Here is a 19,583-nt window from a genome sequence, read left to right as displayed (position 1 = left end):
AAGCAGAGCAGCCGGGGGGTTAAACATTATGAGCCTGCGCAAGCTGACCTATGTCAATCAATTGGCCGTTTACGGAATCGTGCTGGGCATTGTGCCGCTGGCGGTTCTGGGGCTTTTCTCCTCTATCCGGGCCTCCGATACCATCCAAAGCTATGTGGAGGCGGGGAATGCCCAAATCCTCAAGCATAGCCAGTTAACTATCGAACAAAATCTGAAAACCGTGGAAACCTCCCTGGCCGCCTACTTGAATTCATCCGGCTCAGCGTATTCCTTCAATATTCCGTTAAACCAGGACTATTATGAGCCGCTGACGGAATTGCAGACGAATATGCGCCAGCTGCAGGTATTTGAATTGGGTGTGCAGGATGTGACCCTGTATAACCGGGATTACCGGTGGAAGATGGACAACGGAGGTATTGCCGCATACAAGCCAGGAACGGAGAAGGTCAGGGGGCTGGAGGAATTTCTGCGCTCCAATGCCAACTCAGTCTGGACATGGGATGAAAGTTTGGTTCAATATGTCAAAAAGAACCCGTTGTTTTCCCCTGCGCCCTCGGCCATCATTGTGGCGGAAATTCCCTTCAGCCATTTAAGCAAGCTTATGCTGCGCGCCAATCCCCTGGGCAGCACCGCCATACTGGACCGGGAGGGCAATCTGCTGATGCACCAGGATACCGGCTCCATTCAGGCAATGCTGGCGGAGCCGGACCTGCGGCAGCGGCTGAAGGCGGATGAGGCCCCGGAGGGGCAGGTGAACTGGACTTATCAAGGGAATGATTTCGGCATTACCTTCATCCGTTCGGAATATAACGGCTGGATTTACCTGGCGGCAGCGGAGCTGCAGGTGATCCAGAAGGAGTCCCATGCCATCCGCAGCTTTACTCTGTGGACCTGTGGGGTTATCGGCTTCCTGATTTTATTTGCCTCCTGGTTCGGGTCGCGTAATATGTACCGTCCCATCCGGGTGCTCCATGACAACCTTATGGAGCCGGTGGAGGGAGGGGGGGCAAAGGAGCCTGAGGAGGAGGATCATCTCCAGCGGATCGGCCACCGGGTGAGAGGGATGCTGGACAAGGAGAAGAAGATGACCAGCCAGCTGCAGATGTACCAGTCCCAGCTGAAGGCATCCTTTGTCCAACGGCTGTTGCTTGGAGATGTGACCAGACGGGAAATCGCGGAGAAGCAAGAGCGGTTCGGATTCCCCCGCAATTGGCAGCTCTTGAAGGTAATGGCGGTGGAAATTGATACGCTGGAGGGCACCCGCTATGACGATAAGGATACGGATCTTTTGCTGTTTGCCATAAGCAATATGGCAGGCGAAATGCTTCCCCAGGCCGGTCAGCTGATTCCCGTGGTGCTGAATAACCGGCAATGGAGTGTTCTCGGTACGGACGGCGGGGATGCCAAGGAATGGAATAAGGATATCCAGCAATGGGCAGAGAGCCTCCAGCACGCGGTTGCGGATTATCTGGGAGTAACCGTCAGCATCGGCATTAGCCAGCCTCTGGAGGATTGGAACGGCATTCCCAAGGGGTTGAAGCAGGCGGAAGAAACGCTGAAATACCGGTTAATGCTGGGTAATGAAGCCATCATCTACAGCGAGGATGTGCTGTCCGAGCCGGAGACGGATGTCCATTACCCTGTCAAGCTGGAGCAGGAGCTTATCTCGGACATCAAGAACGGTTATCTTCAACAAGCCGAGGAACGGCTTCGCTTCCTGCTGCAGGAGCTGGTGAAGCCACCCTTTCACTTCCAAGAATACCAGTTATCCCTGCTGCGAATCATGACGGAAATCGGCAGTCTGCTGCAGGAGGAGGGTATTCCGCTGCGGGTGATTATCCAGGGGGAGCAGCCCTTGATGGAGCAGATGTCAGCCAACCGGACAGTGGAGGAGATGGAGGGCTGGTTTATCCATAAGCTGATCCATCCCGTGATTGCCCTTCTGGAGGAACGTAGGAGCAACCAGTTCCAGACCATATCCGATGCGGTGATCGGCATGATCCATCAGGATTTCGATACGGATCTGACCCTGGAGCTGTGCGCTTCCCGGATTGACTATCATCCCCATTATGTGAGCAAGGTGTTCCGCCAGGAAACCGGTGTAAACTTCAGCGAATATTTGTTGAAGCACCGGCTTCAGATGGCCAAAAAATGGCTGACGGAAACGGACATGACCATTACCGAAATGGCTGAAAAGCTGAAATATACCAACCCCACAAATTTCATCCGCTATTTCCGCAAAATAGAGGGGATTACCCCCGGCCAATACCGGGAGCTAAACGGATCGTCTCTCCGGAGGACGGAGTAGGCATGTGCAGACCGGCCTGATTGCAGGCTGGTCTTTCTGTTGTGGCTTGCAGGTCTTGGAAGCACTTAATGTCTTGTTCTTACCAAATGATTGGTCCACCTGAAGAAGTGACAGCATCGGCGATTCCTTGCGTTTCATGAAGAAATGAATATAGACGGTCATGGAGCTTTGCCGGAGAATAAAACAGAAAGAAAGTCAGGCTGCGGAGGAGGGATGCCGGATTTTCTGGGGACGTACACATTTTATTCTGCTTAGCAGGGGAGGAATGAAAAGATGAAGCTGTTTTGGTTTAGAAGATTTACAGCTGTGATATTGACGATGGGTATACTATTAAGCATGGCAGGGCTGCCTGTTGTTTACGCAAATGAGAAAGCGGTTACAGAAGGGGCTGCTCTGGAGACGGTTACCTCGGCGGTTTATACCGCATCCGAGAATGTGCTTTTTTTCGATGATTTTGAGGATGGCAATTCCACTGGCTGGTCGGGCTCCGGCGGTTATTCGGTGGCGGCGGACGGCAGTACGATGGTTTTCAAACAAACCTATACCTCCGGCTCTACGACCCGCTATCAGGCTGCGGGCGATTCCGCATGGACCAGCTATTCGGTAGAGGCATGGGTGAAGAATTACACGGAGAATAATGTGGTGGGGGTGCTCGGCAGATACCGCAGTGCGGACAACCATTACGGGCTGCGGATTCACACCTCTAACAATACGGTTATCCTCAATAAAATGGTAAACGGCACCAGCACCACGCTGGCCTCCTTTTCCATGACCTTAAATCCCGGCATCGCTTATCTGCTGAAGCTGGAGATGGACGGCACATCCCTTACCGGCTATGTGGACGGTGTACCTGTGGTAACGGCAACCGACACCACCTTCCCATCGGGGCGGATTGCAGTAGGCGGCTACAGCAAGGGCAGCTACGCTGTGGACAATGTCCGTGTTGTTGACAAGCGGATCCCCACCCGAATGACAGCTGCTCCGCAGAATGCTGTACTGTTGAAGGATGAAAGCCGCCAGTATACGGCTACCGTTTATGACCAAAGCAATTTGGCTATGACCGGTCTGCAAAGCATCTGGACCAGTACCGATCCTTCCGTGGCCGTGGTTAGCTCCAGCGGAGTGGTGACCGGAGTAGAGGCGGGCAGCACCATGATCCAGGCCGCATACGGTTCTCTGTCGGCCACCGTTCCGGTGACAGTACAAGAGCTTGTGCCGGAACCCCCTTTGGATACGCTGCGTACGTTAAGTCCCATTGCGGCGGATGGAATACTGGATGAAGCCGTATGGCAGATCAACCGGACTGCCCGGAAAACAGTGCTGGGGACCACGGATAACTCAGTGATGTTCGGCACCCTGTATGATGGAGATTATCTGTATGTCGGTGTACAGGTTACGGATGCCCATCCGTTGAATGATTCCAAGGATGCCTACGATGATGATTCCGTGGAGGTGTTTCTTGATGCGGACTACAGCCGTGGCTCCCTCCTGGATATTCATGACTGGCATTTCCGCAAGGGGTATAATGACACGGCTTTCTTTGAACGGCTGAGCGAAACGGTTGGGGTTAAGCATGCCTCGGCAGCAGCCGGCGGAGGCTACAGCGTGGAGCTTGCCATTCCGTGGAAGAACCTCGGTTTGACTCCGGCCGCCGGTTTAAGCATGGGCTTCGATCTGGCGGTCAATGATGATGATAACGGCGGCACGCGGGAGGGCCAGCTGGTATGGTCCGGCATTGCCGACAACTACAAGAACACCATGGGCTACGGCGAGTTAGTCCTGTCCGCTGCTACGGTGGGTACACCTCCAGTTCCGCCAACAGAGCCGCTGCAGGTGGACCGTTATGTGACGCCGTCTGGAGCTGGGGCAAAGGACGGCAGCAGCTGGGCCAACGCCTTCCAAGGCGACCTGGAGGGGGGATTGCAGGCAGCCTGGGAAGCAACTGGCAAGAACAACACCCTTTATGTGGGGAGCGGCACCTATACAGTTCCCCAGACGTTGAACCTGACCGGAGGCGGGCTGGATCTTCTGCATATGAAGAAGCTGGCGGGAGTGGATACCGGCGCCGGCAAGCCGGTGTTCCAGGGGGATTATACCCTGGCTAATCAGCTGCAGCGCTCCTTGATCAACGCTCCCTTGGGCGTCAGCTATTGGCAGATTGAAAATATTGTTATCCGCAATTATTTCTACGGTATCTATGTCAACGGCCAGCATGAGGGTATCCGGGTGTTCGATGTGGATGTGCATGACATGAGCGACGGCATCTACTTCTGGGGCAGGGCCACGCGTTCCAACCCTGCAGTTGGCACACATGATATTCTCGTAAAGGGCGGGGAATATACCAACTATACGAAGAGTGCAGTCCGCTTCCGCAACGGCAATTATATGGCGGCCGTTATCGGTGTGGACGCGGATGCGGGCGGGCAGGCCAACTGGGCGCCGGGCAACTTCCCCATGGGCTTCCGGATCGGCAATTCTCCGGCGGAGTCCGACTATATTTTCGAGCATGATATTGTGTTCCAGGATGTGGTGAGCCGCAACAGCTGGCATCAGGACGATGCGGGAAGCTATTGGAACGGCGACGGCTTTACTGCTGAGCGGGCGGCCTACAACATCACCTATCTGCGCAGCAAGGCCTTCGATAACACCGACGGTGGCTGGGATGACAAGTCCCGGAATCCGGTGCTCATCGATACCGTATCCTTCGGCAACAAGCGCAATTACCGCTATTGGTCAGCGGATAAGGCTACCTTCATCCGTACGGTGAGCGGGTATTCCTTCAAGCGTGGGGGCAGCGGCGATTCCGTGGGGCTGTGGGTCGGCGGCAACGGCAGGCTGGATGCGTATTTCAGCACCTTCTTCAACAACCAGCATGCGGAAGTGATGCTGGAGGAAGCGAACCAGGTTCGGATTTATGACTCGATTATCGCCAAAACCAACGGCACAAATTTGTTTCATGTGGTCAGTGGAAGTCTGGAATCCATCCGTAACGATGAATATGTGCAGGGGGTAAAAGGCACAGACCCGCAGTTCGTGAACGGAACCAATGCGGAGTGGGAGGGCGGCAGTGCCGATTTTAACAGCCAGGCCTTCGGCAGCTCCAAGGGATACCATTATCCCGGTCCCAACACAGCTCCTTATACGGTCCAGCTTCAAGCGGCTCCGCTGAACCTGGGATTGCTGGAACAGCAAAGTCTGCTGGCGCAGGTGCTGGATGAGCAGGGCAATCCGGTAAGTGATCCGGAAGCGGTCATCTGGTACAGCGAAGACGCGTCTATCGCCAGGCTGCTGCAATCCCGTGGGGCTGGAGCGGTAGTACAAGGGTTATATGCAGGTGTTACGGAGATTGTCGCTGTCTACAAAGGTGCTGAAGCCCGGATTCAAGTAACGGTGGCGCCGTAATTCCTCTGATAGCGCTGCCATGGAACGTTGGAGGAGTATATAATGGAAAAGGGCAGCTTTCGTCTCCGGACGGAGGCTGCCGTTTGCATCATTCATAAAGGGGTGTTTTGGGCAAATGGAGACAAAGGGAATGCTGACCTCTCCTCTCTGGGGAGAGAACGGCGAGCTGTGGAAGCCGGAGGGGCGTCTGCCGGATTTTTCGTATGCCGGTTACGGCTGTGGGAACAAGGAGCTCCCCCGGCCTGCGGTAACCGCCAATGTCCGGGACTTCGGCGCTGCAGGAGACGGTGAGCAGGATGACACTGAAGCTTTTGAGCGGGCACTGGCGCAAATAGGAACGGGTGTGTTATGGATTCCTCCGGGATGCTACAAGCTCTCAGGCCGGCTCCGGCTGAATAGAAGCGGTGTAGTGCTTAGAGGAGCGGGGCAGGAGGAAACGACTCTGCATTTTACCCGCCATCTGACAGACATCAGTCCGGATTGGGGCGCCACCACCACCGGGGAACGGACCTCCAATTATTCCTGGTCCGGCGGGTTGATCACGATAGCCGGGGAGTTCCTTCGGGGGGGGGTTGTTTCAATTGTCCGGGACGCGGCTTATGGGGAGCATACGCTTTATGTGGATTCCACCGCAGGGCTGATGCCGGGAGACCGGATTGAGGTCTTCCAGGAGGACACCCCGGACAACTCCTTGGCAGCCCATCTATACAGCGGCGATCCTGGGGATATGGATAAGCTCTGGGGCAGCACCAGCGCCAGTCTTGTGGCAGAAATCGTGAGTGTGGGTGAAGACTCCATTACCATAAACCGGGCGCTGCGCTTTCACGTCAGAGCGGAATGGCAGCCCGTAATCCGGCCGTTCAGGCCAACGGTGGATGAGGTAGGGATCGAGGATTTAACACTGGAGTTTCCCGACGTTCCTTATGCCGGACACTTCCGGGAGCTGGGGTATAACGGGGTTGCCATTACCCAGGCTTCGGATTGCTGGATTGATGGCGTTACCATCCGCAATTCGGATTGCGGTATCATTCTGAAGGGGAGCTTCTGCACGGTGCGGAATCTCGTTATGGAATCCCACCGTCAGCCTGACTTGGCCAGCGGCTGTACAGGCCATCACGGCATCTATATATACGGGGACGATAATCTGGTGGAATCCTTCGATTACCGCTGCTCTTTCATCCATGATATTTCTGTCAGCAAGTGCGCTGGCAATGTTTTTGCCGGCGGGAGAGGGGTGGACCTGTGCTTCGATCACCACAAACGGGCGCCCTATGCCAATTTGTTTACGGATATTGATGCAGGTGCCGGAACCAGACTGTGGAAAAGCGGAGGCGGGGCCGCACTGGGCAGACATTGTGCCGCGAGGGAAACCTTCTGGAACATCTACGCCAAGCAGCTTCAGCCTTACCCGGAGGGTTTTGCTCCCGCCTCCCTGAATTTGGTGGGTTATCCCACGGGGGAAGCCCCTTCATGCCTGACGGATGGACGTTGGATGGAACCGCTGCCTGCCGGCGAGTGTATCCAGCCTGTGAATCTGTATCAGGCCCAATTGCGGAGACGGATGCTCCGATAAACGGAAAAGCCGGGTCGTACCCTCCTTTCAAGGTTGGTATGGCCCGGTTTGTTTTGGAGTCTAAGCATGACGTATATATAATGTAGTCAGATTATAGAACAAGGGACTGCATGGGGAAATCCGGATCGTTCAGGACATCCTCCAAACCGGATATGCAGCAGGGATCATTAAACAGCAGGATGCGGCGGTTGGTCCGCTCGAATGGGGGCCAAGACGCTGCTGACCCGGCCGCCTCCGGCTCGCTGCCGTGGATAAAACGGATCCAGGCTTGATGCATCCGTTCCGCCAAAGCGGACCGGGCCGGCGGGAAGCCGTTATGCCAGATATACGGGCGTTCGCTGCCATGTCCGGCTCCTTGGGGGCCTCCCGCATCAAAGCGGTACAGCCAGACGGGAGCTCCGGCTGCTGCATAAGCCTCCGCTGTCCGGATGGCGGCGATCCGGTACATGTAGTCCGTCATCACGGCTTCCCAGACGGCCATGTTGGGGCTGTCGCCTTCCAGAGGCAGGTTGCTGCGCCGCTCATACGCCGCCTGTACTGCACCAGCATTCCGCCCGAAGATGTGCTCCAGCACCTCAAGGGAAGGACGCTGCATAATGTCATCGCCGGCAATAAACCCGGCGGTTTCGTTGCGGGAGGTGCCGATCAACAGAGGCGGCAGGGTGCGGCCAGGACGGGCCAGCTCCTCCAGGGGTTGTGTTTTGAGGGTGTGCCCGTCGATAACAGGGCCGAAATAATGGACGCCGCGCAGATCCTTCACCCAGTCCTGCTGCAGTGCCATCAGCTCTTCAGCAGGCATGGTGAGCAGGCGGTTTGTTGTCCGGGAGCTTAAGCTTGCATGATGAAGAAACCGCTCAGTCAGCTCTGCCGATGTGCCCTGATCGCGCACTGCCTGCACGGAGCCGCTGATGGCAATGGCCCGGTGGAACAGTCCCTCCGCCGGCGGGGCGCAAAGCAGGGCGCCGACGCATTTGGCACCGGCCGATTGGCCCATGACGGTGACCCGGTTAGGGTTGCCGCCGAAAGAGCCAATGTTTTCGCGGATCCATTGCAGGGCGGCGATGATATCCAGCAAGCCTGTATTGCCCGAGGTCCGGTATTCTCCACCCCATACGGAGGACAAATCCAGAAAACCCAGCACGCCCAGACGGTAATTCAGCGTAACGGCAACCACACCACCGTTTTCCGCGAAGGTTCTGCCGTTAAAGGAGGGATTGGAGCCCGAGCCGGAGGTGAAGCCGCCGCCATGGATATAGACCAATACCGGACGTTCTGGCTTATCCGTGTTGTCAGTCCAGATATTCAGGGTGAGGCAGTCCTCCGACTGGTTGGAGTTATAGGGCAGCGGATTGGGCTGGGGGGCTGTTGACCCGAAGGCATCGGCCTTCCGTACGCCGCTCCACGGCTGGAGTGGGAGAGGGGGCTTAAACCGGGAGTCGGCCCCTGCCGGTATCGCCGCATACGGCAGACCTAAAAAAGCGCAGACGTTTCCGTCCCGGATTCCCTGGACCCAACCATATGCGGTTTCGATGCGCAGATTCTGGTCCATCGGTTTTTCTATAGGCATGATGGCATCCTCCATCGGAAGAAATTGGTTTATAAAAGAAGCAAAAATGCGGCGGCAATAGGAGTGGCCACCATACCGGTTTTGAGTAGTGCCGCAGGAGCGCGTTTGGTAAACCGGGCGCCGATGTAAGAGCCGGTCATGGAGCCGGCCAAGACGGTGAAGAGAAGCGGCACATTCAGACTGCCCGCCTGAAAATAGCCTACGGCTCCCGCAGCTGCGACGAATAGGATGACCAGCATGGAGGTGCCTGCGGCTCTGCGCATGCTGAGTCCTAGGAGCAGCATCAACCCCAACTGGATGAAGGGGGTGGAGCCGATGCCGAAGGTGCCGGTGAGCACCCCCACCGTTAAGCCGACACAAACGGCGGTTATCCTTCTGCGGGCAGGGGAGTGGATGGGATTTTGTCCCTCTTTGTCCCGGGAAGACATGGAGAGCTTCAGCCATAATGCCAGGCCAGACAGCACCAGCATTCCCGAGGTGCACCATTTCATGGCGCTCTCCGGAATAGTGAAGGCGATGCCGGACCCCACCCAGGAGCCCAATGCCCCGGTGATTCCCACCAGAATGCCGGTGGCGATGTCCGTGTTCTGCTGGCGAAGCTGGCTGAGCATGCCGGACAAGGATGTGAACATCATGGCTGCGATGGCAGTCCCCATGGCGACATGGATGGGATAGCCGAAGCCTACGGTAAGCACAGCTATCATAAAACCGGAGCCTCCTGCTCCTACGAAGCCCAGAAGCAGGCCGACTAATAACATAACCATGATTAGAGCTACAGTTTCCAAAACAGACTTCCTCCCTGTACGTAAGCCGGCTGATTTATCGAAGCCGCGTTTACAAATACGGCCTAGTACCGATTGTAAAAGCACGGCCGGGAGAAGTCTAATGCAGGATAATCATAACATACATGCATAAAAAACATGGAGGCGGTCACGTTGGAATGGCAGCAGCTGGAGCACTTCGCCACAATAGCCAAGGTTCAGCATTTCACACGGGCGGCAGAGGCGCTCATGATGTCCCAGCCGGCACTCAGCCGGTCCATCGCCAAGCTGGAGGCGGAGCTGGGTGTGCCGCTGCTGGACCGGGACGGGCGCACGGTGCGGTTGAACCGGTACGGAGCGCAGTTCGCCCTGCGGGTAGAAAGGGTTTTAGCCGAGATTGAAGCCGGGAAGGCGGAGCTCCATCAAGCCCTGGACCCGGAAGGCGGCACCGTGTCCCTCTCTTTCCTAAAATCCCTGGGGCTGACGGCTGTACCGGATATCTTAAGCGCCTATACGGCCTTGTGGCCGCGGATCACTTTCCAGCTGTTCCAGGACTCCACCCGGATGATGCTGGATCGGCTGGAGCAGGGGGAGGTGGATATGGTCATTTCCTCCATGACCGAAACCAGAAAAGGCATCGAATGGGCGGAGCTGTGGGAGGAGCATCTGTTTGCGTATCTTCCTCACAGTCATCCCTTGGCTCAGCAAGAGGAAGTCCAGGCGAGTGAGCTGGCCCAGGCTCCGTTTATCGCCATGAAACAGGGCTACGGCTTGCGGACGATAACCGACCAGCTGTTCGGCCAGCTTCAGACAACTCCCCGGATTGTATTCGAGGGGGAGGAGGTGATGACGGCGCTGGGTCTGGTGGCCGCGGGGCTTGGGGTGTCACTGTTGCCGGATATTCGCAATCCTTACGGAGATCAGGTAGTGAAGCGTCCTATTGACGGATCGGGGTGTGTGCGGCAAATCGGTATCGCATGGAGGCGGGACGGCTGGCTGCCTCCCGCCGCCTCCCGCTTCAGAGCCTTTGTGTTGGAGCGTTACGGCAGGGGGGAACGGTGTGCGACTTTTAATAGAAGTGACTAGTTGTGACTAAAAGGGACTAGGAATAACCAGGGGAAACTCGAAGTAACTAGGGAGTAACCAGGGAGTAACCTGGGAGTAACTAGAGGTAGCTAGAGCTGCCAGAGGTAACTTGAGGTAGACAGGGGTAGCTTGAGGTAGCTTGAGGTACCTTGAGGTATATGGAAGTAAATGTGGTAAAATGCGGAAACTAAGAGTAGCGTTGGAGGCGCATCTACCGCATGTCAGCCTTATTTTGCGTTGGAGGAGCGGGGGGCCGATCTTTAGCGGAACTGAGAAGCTCTTAGCGAATCAAAATGGACAAATTTCAATTTTAACGGAACTCAGCGACCCTTAGAGTCACTTTCAGCTGGATTAAGACCTTAAAAATGCCTCTAAGAGTCGGATAGTTCCGTTAAAAAAAATCAAAGGGGATTTTTGCCGTTTAAGAGTCGCTCAGCTCCGTTAAAATTCTCGCGTTCCCCGCAGCCGACTTCCTATAGCCGCCACATGTCTATCCTGCTACTAACTCCCTACAGCTTCAAAAGTCCCGCCCCCCGCCAACATCAAGCAAATTTTGCTTCACAAGCCGCTGATTTCGTGTTACGTTTTATATGTTTTGTAACACCATACATAAATTTTACCAATATCACGACGGGGGTTGATCCAATGTCCGAAAAAGAATCTCCGCTTGTCCGGTTTGGGGTATCCATGCCGGAGGAGCTGATGGGCCGTTTCGACAAGCTCATCGGCAAACAAGGCTACGAAAACCGCTCCGAGGCCATCCGGGATTTGGTGCGCAAGGCCATACTGGATTCGGATCATGCCACGCCGGACCAGTCTGCCGCCGGTACCATCGTCATGGTCTACGACCATCACGTAAACGATCTGTCCATCACCTTAACCGGGTTGCAGCACCAGTATCATCACGACATTATCTCCACCATGCACATCCATTTGAATCACGACCAATGTCTGGAGATCATCGTGGTGCGTGGCCAGGTGAAACGGCTGCGGGAGCTGACCAACCGGATCAAGGTGCAAAAAGGAGTGTTTTATGCGGAGCTGTCCGTTACCTTTATAGATGAGTCGGCAGAGCACGGCCATCACCACCACAGCCATAGCCATTCCCATGAAGATGAAAGAAAGGGAGATGAGGAATGAGGAAGCAGCGTTTTGCTTTCATATTGATGTTAGTGGTGGTGGTTCTGGCCATCAGCGCCTGCGGGAAGGACAAACCCCAGCCTAACGCCGCCAACACAGCCCTTGGCGAAAAGAAGGAGCTGGTCCTGGCTATTGGCGGGGAACCGGAGGCCGGATTTGATCCTACTACAGGCTGGGGACGCTACGGCTCGCCGCTGTTCCAGAGCACACTGCTGAAGCGGGACAGCAAGCTGAATGTGGTGCCTGATGCAGCAGAGAGCTACACGGTCAGCGCGGACGGATTGTTGTGGACTGTAAAGCTGAAAAGCGGCGTCAAGTTCAGCGACGGCCAGCCTTTAACGGCTGCGGATGTGCAGTATACCTATGAAACTGCTGCTAAAAGCGGCTCCTCCATCGATCTGAGCAACCTCAGCAAGGTGGAAGCAGACGGTGACCTTACAGTAAAGCTAACATTGAAGGAGCCGCAGTCCACCTTCACACAGATGCTGGTGTCCACGGGCATTGTCCCCAAACACGCCCACAGCAAGGACTATGCCCTGAAGCCTGTTGGGTCCGGCCCATACAAGCTGGTGCAGTGGGATAAAGGCCAGCAGCTAATCGTGGAGGCCAACCCGGACTATTACGGCAGCAAGCCGTTTTTCCAGCGGATTACCTTCCTGTTTCTGAATGAAGATGCCGCTTTCGCCGCAGCCAAGGCGGGGACGGTGGATATGGCAGCCATTCCGGCGGCCTTCAGCAAACAAACCGTTGCCGGAATGGAGTTGGTTGCTTTACCCTCTGCAGACAACCGGGGCATCATGTTTCCTTTTGTGAAGGCGGGCAGCAAAACCGCCGAGGGCAATCCCATCGGCAATGATGTGACCGCTGATCCGGCTATCCGCAAAGCCATCAACACCGCTCTGGACCGGAAGGCGCTGGTGCAGGGAGTTCTGGAAGGCCATGGTACTCCGGCCTACACGTTAAACGACGGGCTGCCCTGGTTTAATCCCGAAGCGGTAATCAAGGATGCCGATATGGATGGTGCCAAGAAGCTGCTTGCCGATAACGGCTGGGTGGACACGGATAAGGATGGCATTTTGGAAAAGGGCGCTTTAAAGGCGCAGTTTAATCTCCTGTACCCATCCAGTGACGTGACCCGCCAATCCTTGGCGATTGCGGCTGCGGATATGCTGAAGCCCTTGGGGATCCAGGTGAAGGTAGAGGGCAAAAGCTGGGATGAAATCGGCAAGCAGATGCATTCCAATGCGGTGCTTCTGGGCTGGGGCAGCCACGATCCGCTGGAGATGTACAATGTATACAGCGCCAAGTTCGGCGGTGTGGAATATTACAATCCCGGTTTTTACAACAACCCGAAGGTGGATGGGTATATGAACCAGGCCCTGCGCGCCACCAATGAAAAGGATGCATGGGAGCTTTGGAAAAAAGCGCAATGGGACGGCAACACAGGCTTAAGCGCCAAGGGCGACGCACCTTGGGCATGGCTGGTGAATCTCGATCATCTCTACCTGGTGAAGTCGGGTCTGGATATCGGGCAGCAGAAGGTCCATCCCCACGGACATGGCTGGCCGGTTACCGACAATATTGAGGAGTGGCAATGGAAACCGTAAAGCAGCATTCTTTTGGGTCAAGGGACAGGGGGAAAGCCGTGCTCATCTTTTTGGGGCGGAAATGCATAGGGCTTATCCTGCTGCTTCTGGCTGTCAGCGGTGTGTCCTTTGCTCTGGTTCATTATTCCCCCATTGATCCCATCCAGGCGTATGTAGGCGCGGATATGATGAAGGTCAGCCCGGAGCAGCGACAGGCGATTGTGGAGTATTGGGGGCTGGATAAGCCTGCGCCTGCACAATATTGGAGCTGGCTCGGCGCATTGGCAGGCGGCGATTGGGGAACCTCCATGATTTACCGCCAGCCTGTGCTGGAGGTAATCGGGGAGCGGTTCGCCGCTTCCTTGGCTCTGATGGGCGCCGCCTGGGTGCTGTCCGGAATCATTGGTTTTTTCTGCGGGGTGACGGCGGCCATGAACCGCAATTCCTGGATGGATAGGCTGGTGCGCTGGTACTGCTACATTCTGTCCTCCACTCCGACCTTCTGGGTGGGGCTGCTGTTGATGCTGGTTTTTGCCGTATGGCTGGGCTGGCTGCCGGTGGGGCTGGCGGTCCCGGCGGGGGTAACGGCCGATCAGGTTCATCTGGTTGACCGCATCCGGCACATGCTGCTGCCCGTCCTGACTCTCAGCGTGACGGGAATTGCGGCTATTGCCCTGCATACCCGGGAAAAGCTGCTGGATGTGATGGATTCGGAATATTGGCTGTTCGCCAGAGCGAGAGGGGAGCAGGGCTGGACCATCTTCCGCCGTCATGGACTGCGCAATGTGGCGCTGCCGGCTATCACCCTTCAGTTCGCCTCCTTCAGCGAGCTGTTCGGCGGAGCCGTGCTGGCGGAGCAGGTGTTCTCCTATCCCGGCCTGGGCCAGGCAGCAGTAGAGGCGGGGCTCCGCGGTGACGTGCCGCTTTTATTGGGTGTTGTGCTGTGCAGCGCGGTATTTGTGTTTACCGGCAATACGATGGCGGATATCAGCTACCGCTTGATTGATCCCAGAGTGAAAGCGGGTGCCCGCCCATGATAAAACGGGTACATTACCGGCATCGTTTGTGGATCACCTCAATAGCGGCGATCCTCCTTCTATTAACGCTTTATTTCACTGCTTATGGCATCAATCCGTCCGGACTGGCGACTAATCTCAACCAGCGCAACCTGGGACCGTCCTGGGCCCATCCCTTCGGAACAGACTGGCTGGGCCGGGATATGCTGACACGCACCATCAAGGGGCTGGCCTTGAGCCTGCAGGTGGGTGTAGCTGCCGGAGCCTCAAGTGTGGTTATCGCAGGTATTCTGGGACTTGCCGCCGCAGCAATGGGGAATGTGGTGGACCGGGTGGTAGCCTGGATTACCGATTTGTTCCTAAGTGTTCCGCATCTCGTAACGCTGCTCCTTATCGCCTTCGTACTGGGTGGCGGAGCCAAGGGAATCATTATCGGTGTGGCTCTGACCCACTGGCCCAGCCTGTCCCGGGTCATCCGGGCGGAGGTGCTTCAGCTCCGGACGGCGCCCTATGTGGCCATGTCCCGGAACTTCGGCAAGTCCCGCTGGTGGATTGCAATCCGGCATATTACACCTCATCTGCTGCCTCAGCTGTTGGTGGGACTGATTCTGGTGGTGCCCCATGCCATTCTGCATGAGGCATCCATCACCTTCATCGGCATGGGATTATCCCCGCATGAACCGGCCATCGGCATCATTTTGTCGGAATCCATGCGTTATCTCTCCTCCGGGCTGTGGTGGCTGGCGTTGTTTCCGGGAATATGCTTATTGGTCTTGGTCCGCACGTTTGCCGTGCTTGGCGAAAATCTGAAGCAATGGGTAGATCCGCGTCACGCCCATGAGGAATGAAAAATCATCTGGAGGAGGTGAGGCGATGCTGGAGATCCAGGATCTGTCCATCCGGTTCAGCCGGTTTCAACGAGGGATGAAGCAGGTGCAGACGGAGGTGCTGCATCATCTTTCCTTGTCTATCCATGCGGAGGAAATTGTGGCTGTGGTGGGATCCAGCGGCTCTGGGAAAAGCCTGCTGGCCCATGCCATTCTGGGCATCCTGCCAGGTAATGCCCGGGTCAGCGGCCATATGGAGTTTAAGGGTGAAGCACTCACCCCAAAAAGGCAAAAACAGCTGCGCGGCAGGGAGATTGCGCTGATTCCGCAATCCGTCCAATATCTGGACCCGCTTATGTCCGTTGGGGAACAGGTTAGGCAGGCAGTCCGCCAAGGCGATCCGGTGGAAAAGCAGCGGGGGGCCTTCCGAAGATTCCATCTGGCCCAGCAGGTGGCGGATTTTTTCCCGTTCCAGCTGTCGGGGGGAATGGCACGGAAGGTTCTGGTATCCACAGCCACGGTTAGCGGAGCAAGGTTGTTTATTGCCGATGAACCTACCCCGGGTCTGGATGCCCCGGCGATGAAGGAGACACTGGGCCGCTTCCGGCTGCTGGCGGAGGAGGGTGGGGCAGTGATGCTGATCACCCATGATATTGAGGCTGCGCTTACTGTCGCCGACCGGGTGGCCGTTCTGTATGCGGGTACAGTGGTGGAAATTGCTTGCCGAAGCGACTTCGCAGATCACGGGTCCGGCTTGCGGCATCCCTATACCAAGGCGCTGTGGTCGGCATTACCCTCCCAGCACTTTACCGCCACGGCTGGTTCCCAGCCCCTTCCCGGTGAGAAGCTAGAGGGCTGTGCCTTCGCATCACGCTGTGAGGCGGCGACACAGGAGTGCCGGATTCAATTTCCCGGCCTCCGCGGAGTGAGAAACGGAAAAACGAGGTGTTTACATGCCACTTGAGGGAACCGGGCTTGGATACCGCTATACCAAAGAACACTGGGTATTCCGCAAGCTGGACATCCGGGTTAAACCGGGGGAGGTCGTCGGGCTGGTTGGCCCAAGCGGCTGCGGCAAATCCACACTGGGCAAGCTGCTGGCCGGACATCAGGCTCCCCGAGAGGGAAGTATCCTCCTAAACGGCGTCCCTGTGCAGGCAGCAAAAGGAATGCCAAATCCGGTGCAGCTGGTGCTTCAGCATCCGGAGCAGGCGGTGAATCCCAAGTGGAAGCTGGGACGCACCCTGGAGGAGGCCGGAATGCCCGACAAAATCCTGCTGCGGGAGCTTGCCGTGGAGGACGCGTGGCTCAACCGGTACCCCAATGAGCTGTCAGGAGGAGAGCTGCAGCGGATTTGCGTGGCCAGAGCTTTGGGTGCCGTACCGCGTTATTTGATTGCCGACGAAATGACAACCATGCTGGATGCCATTACCCAAGCACAGATATGGTATACTGTCCTACAATGGGCCAAGCAGCATCAGGCGGGCATTCTGGCGGTAACCCATGACGCGGCTCTGGCCGGACGGTTATGCGGCAGAATCCTGAACTGGCAGGAGCTGGCCGGATAAAGGGCAGGACAGGAAGGAGAACGGCATGTTTGCAGGTAAAAAGGTCATCATGTTTGATCTGGACGGCACGCTGGTGGATTCGGTTGGGGTGTGGAATGAAGTGGACCGGCTGGTGATCCGGAAAATCGGCGGCACAGAACCGGCGGAGACCGAGATCCAGAAGCAGCGGGACGCGGTGATGCGGCGTAATAGCAAGGCAGAGCACCCTTATCTGGAATACTGCCGGTATCTGAAGGACACGTATAACCACGCCTGGACCGCAGAGGAGGTATTAAAGCTGCGGTATGATATCGCCGACGATTACCTGGCGAATACCATTGACTACAAACCCGGGGCGGACAAGGTGCTGCACAGGCTGAAAGCACAGGGGTTTGTCATGGCGGTAGCCACCGCCACCAGACGCAAAAATCTGGAGCTTTATCTGACGGTGAACCGGAATATCATGGGCAAAGCCAGGCTGGATGAGTGTTTCTCCATTCTCTATACACGGGAGGATACCAAGGAAATCAAGCCCAATCCGGAGGTGTACCTGCGGATTATGCGGGAGCTGGGTGCAGCACCCTCGGAATGCCTGATTTTTGAGGATTCCCTGGTGGGTGTTGAAGCGGCGCATAATGCCGGTATAGAGGCAGTGGCCATGTACGATAAATATTCCGATGGCGAACGGGATGAAATCAACGCTTTGGCGGACTACCGGTTTAACAGCTACGATGAGGTGCTGGCTGCGATTGAAGCGGAGCTGCCCGTCATCCTATAGATATATTTGAACAATGGTAAAACTGACACCAACCTTCCGCAATTTGTTATTGCTTGTTCCGGTGTTTATGCATTATACTAATCCCTGTCCATGTGTTCATAATGAAATTAAGATAGCCTCATCATACTGAAGATGAGGTAGAGGTCGCGGATGTGAAGAGTACATCAGGGGAGACGTTAAAGAGCCGTCTATGATCCTGCTGGAAAGGCATATCCGCCGAAGCCCGTGCTGCTGCTCCTCCTAGCGGTGCGGACTGGGGCCGTTTCCGAAAGGGGCGGAACTGTCACTTGTAACGGACCGGAAGCCGCAGGGCTTATTGTCCGCCACTTGTGTTGCGCTATCTTGACAGGGAGTATGATGCGGCAGCCATAGGCTTACTTATGGAACCGCTGCATTCGCCGGCGGTTTTTTTGCGTTCGGACTGCGTATCCGGCAGCCAGCACTTCAGGCACTCCCATTCATGAACTCCATGACAACCACTACAAAGGGGTGTCCCTATTCATGCAAAAGCAAGTGAACCAAGCAGTAACGGCTGGCGGCAGTACCGGCGGCCAGACACTGCGCAAAAGCTTTAAAGCCCGGCATCTGACCATGATTGCCCTGGGCGGCTCCATCGGCACCGGGCTGTTCCTGGCCAGCGGCGGAGCGATTGCCTCCTCGGGCCCGGGCGGCGCGTTGCTGGCCTATCTGGCCGTTGGCATCATGGTCTACTTCCTGATGACCAGCTTGGGCGAGATGGCTACGTATATGCCCGATTCCGGTTCCTTCAGCACCTATGGCACCCGGTTCATCAGTCCGGCATTCGGCTTCGCCGTAGGCTGGAACTTCTGGTACAACTGGGCGGTTACCATTGCCGCAGAGCTTGCGGCTGCCACGGTTATCATTAAATACTGGTTCCCGGAGAGCAATTCGACAATCTGGAGCCTGCTTTTCCTGCTTCTGATGTTCGGGCTGAACATCTTGTCCTCACGGGGTTATGGGGAGTCCGAATATTGGTTCGCCATCATCAAAATTACAACGGTTATCATTTTCCTGGTTGTCGGTGTCATGATGATTTTCGGCATTTTGGGCGGCGAGGCTGTGGGCTTTAGCAACTTCGAGCTTGGCGGAAGCTCCTTCCATGGCGGCTTTTTCGCCTTCCTGGGCGTATTTATGGCTGCCGGTTTCTCCTTCCAGGGCACAGAGCTGGTAGGGGTTGCAGCCGGCGAAAGCGAGAATCCGCGGCAGAATGTTCCACGGGCGATCCGCCAGGTGTTCTGGCGGATTCTGGTGTTCTACATTTTCGCCATTCTGGTGATCGGCCTGCTGATTCCCTACACCAACCCGGATCTGCTGCGGGGCGGCATTGACGATATCGGCGTGAGCCCCTTTACCATTATCTTCGAAAAAGCCGGCTTGGCCTTCGCTGCGTCGGTCATGAATGCGGTCATTCTCAGCTCCGTGCTGTCTGCAGGTAATTCCGGCATGTATGCCGCTACCCGGGTATTGTTCTCCATGGCCAAGGATGGCATGGCCCCGCGCGCTCTTGCCAAGCTGAACAGCCGCGGAGTTCCGGTTGGCGCCTTGCTGGTAACCACTGCTGTGGGCATGCTTGCTTTCCTGGCTTCCTTTTTCGGTGACGGGATTGTTTATAACTGGCTCCTGAACGCCTCCGGCATGTGCGGCTTCATCAATTGGCTGGGCATTGCAGTCTGCCACTACCGGTTCCGCCGCGCTTTCGTCAAGCAGGGCCATTCCCTGGACGAGCTGCCATACAAGGCAAGGTGGTTTCCCTTTGGCCCGATATTCGCCTTCGTAATCTGCGTTATCGCCGTGCTTGGCCAGAATATGGGGGCTTTCTCCGGGGGATCCATCGACTGGTACGGCGTTCTGGTTTCTTATGTCAGCCTTCCGCTGTTCCTGCTGATCTGGCTGGGCTACGGATTTTTCCGGAAGAGCAAGCTTGTACCGTTGGAAGAGTGCGATTTGACCACTTCGGAAGTATAAAAGTAA

14 protein-coding genes and 1 riboswitch are annotated in these 19,583 nt (G+C 56.2%); of the genes, 12 read left to right on the top strand and 2 right to left on the bottom strand.

Annotated features, from left to right (window positions below; genetic code table 11):
- Nucleotides 1–28 precede the first annotated feature (28 nt).
- The 3 genes from ACI1P1_RS22685 (at nt 29) to ACI1P1_RS22675 (ending at nt 7,283) form a co-directional block, all read left to right on the top strand.
- Nucleotides 29–2,308 carry a helix-turn-helix domain-containing protein gene (locus ACI1P1_RS22685; RefSeq protein ID WP_416218725.1) on the top strand — a complete coding sequence of 760 codons (2,280 nt, stop codon included), beginning with the start codon at nt 29–31 and terminating at the stop codon, nt 2,306–2,308.
- A gap of 273 nt (nt 2,309–2,581) precedes the next feature.
- Nucleotides 2,582–5,710 (top strand): sugar-binding protein, encoded by a 3,129-nt coding sequence (locus ACI1P1_RS22680; RefSeq protein WP_416218724.1) that lies wholly within the window; start codon nt 2,582–2,584, stop codon nt 5,708–5,710.
- Nucleotides 5,711–5,825: 115 nt separating this feature from the next.
- Entirely contained in the window at nt 5,826–7,283 is a 1,458-nt protein-coding gene (locus ACI1P1_RS22675) for a glycosyl hydrolase family 28-related protein (protein ID WP_416218723.1), read from the top strand.
- 91 nt (nt 7,284–7,374) lie between these two features.
- On the opposite strand, the gene ACI1P1_RS22670 is transcribed toward ACI1P1_RS22675, so the two are convergent.
- Together ACI1P1_RS22670 and ACI1P1_RS22665 are read right to left on the bottom strand one after the other, a co-directional pair.
- Nucleotides 7,375–8,850, bottom strand: a complete 1,476-nt coding sequence (locus tag ACI1P1_RS22670; RefSeq protein ID WP_416218722.1) for a carboxylesterase/lipase family protein — start codon at nt 8,848–8,850, stop codon at nt 7,375–7,377.
- Nucleotides 8,851–8,879: 29 nt separating this feature from the next.
- Nucleotides 8,880–9,635, bottom strand: coding sequence for a sulfite exporter TauE/SafE family protein (locus tag ACI1P1_RS22665; protein WP_416218721.1), 756 nt, complete (start codon nt 9,633–9,635; stop codon nt 8,880–8,882).
- A gap of 150 nt (nt 9,636–9,785) precedes the next feature.
- On the opposite strand from ACI1P1_RS22665, the gene ACI1P1_RS22660 reads away from it, so the two are divergent.
- The 9 genes from ACI1P1_RS22660 to ACI1P1_RS22620 all read left to right on the top strand — a co-directional run bounded on the left by ACI1P1_RS22660 (nt 9,786) and on the right by ACI1P1_RS22620 (nt 19,577).
- Nucleotides 9,786–10,697, top strand: coding sequence for a LysR family transcriptional regulator (locus ACI1P1_RS22660; protein ID WP_416218720.1), 912 nt, complete (start codon nt 9,786–9,788; stop codon nt 10,695–10,697).
- 645 nt (nt 10,698–11,342) lie between these two features.
- Entirely contained in the window at nt 11,343–11,837 is a 495-nt protein-coding gene (nikR, locus tag ACI1P1_RS22655; protein WP_416218719.1) for a nickel-responsive transcriptional regulator NikR, read from the top strand.
- On the top strand, nt 11,834–13,444 hold the full coding sequence (locus tag ACI1P1_RS22650; protein ID WP_416218718.1) for an ABC transporter substrate-binding protein: 1,611 nt from the start codon (nt 11,834–11,836) through the stop codon (nt 13,442–13,444). Before nikR ends, ACI1P1_RS22650 begins: the two co-directional genes overlap by 4 nt.
- Nucleotides 13,432–14,460, top strand: coding sequence for an ABC transporter permease (locus ACI1P1_RS22645; protein WP_416218717.1), 1,029 nt, complete (start codon nt 13,432–13,434; stop codon nt 14,458–14,460). The genes ACI1P1_RS22650 and ACI1P1_RS22645 overlap by 13 nt, the downstream gene beginning before the upstream one ends.
- Nucleotides 14,457–15,287, top strand: a complete 831-nt coding sequence (locus ACI1P1_RS22640) for an ABC transporter permease (protein WP_416218716.1) — start codon at nt 14,457–14,459, stop codon at nt 15,285–15,287. Before ACI1P1_RS22645 ends, ACI1P1_RS22640 begins: the two co-directional genes overlap by 4 nt.
- A gap of 25 nt (nt 15,288–15,312) precedes the next feature.
- Nucleotides 15,313–16,230 (top strand): oligopeptide/dipeptide ABC transporter ATP-binding protein, encoded by a 918-nt coding sequence (locus ACI1P1_RS22635; protein ID WP_416218715.1) that lies wholly within the window; start codon nt 15,313–15,315, stop codon nt 16,228–16,230.
- Complete coding sequence (locus ACI1P1_RS22630; RefSeq protein ID WP_416218714.1) at nt 16,220–16,834, top strand: ABC transporter ATP-binding protein; 615 nt, start codon at nt 16,220–16,222, stop codon at nt 16,832–16,834. Before ACI1P1_RS22635 ends, ACI1P1_RS22630 begins: the two co-directional genes overlap by 11 nt.
- Before the next feature lie 25 nt (nt 16,835–16,859).
- The gene (locus tag ACI1P1_RS22625; protein WP_416218713.1) at nt 16,860–17,591 is read left to right on the top strand and encodes an HAD family hydrolase; all 732 of its coding nucleotides are present in this window, start codon (nt 16,860–16,862) and stop codon (nt 17,589–17,591) included.
- A 130-nt stretch (nt 17,592–17,721) separates the two neighbouring features.
- A riboswitch (Lysine riboswitch) is annotated at nt 17,722–17,939 on the top strand.
- A gap of 153 nt (nt 17,940–18,092) precedes the next feature.
- Nucleotides 18,093–19,577, top strand: coding sequence for an amino acid permease (locus tag ACI1P1_RS22620; RefSeq protein ID WP_416218712.1), 1,485 nt, complete (start codon nt 18,093–18,095; stop codon nt 19,575–19,577).
- The last annotated feature ends 6 nt before the right edge of the window (nt 19,578–19,583 follow it).

It is taken from the genome of Paenibacillus mesotrionivorans (assembly GCF_046098205.1).
GTDB lineage: Bacteria > Bacillota > Bacilli > Paenibacillales > NBRC-103111 > Paenibacillus_AR > Paenibacillus_AR mesotrionivorans.
This window is presented reverse-complemented; position numbering and strand designations above follow the sequence as displayed.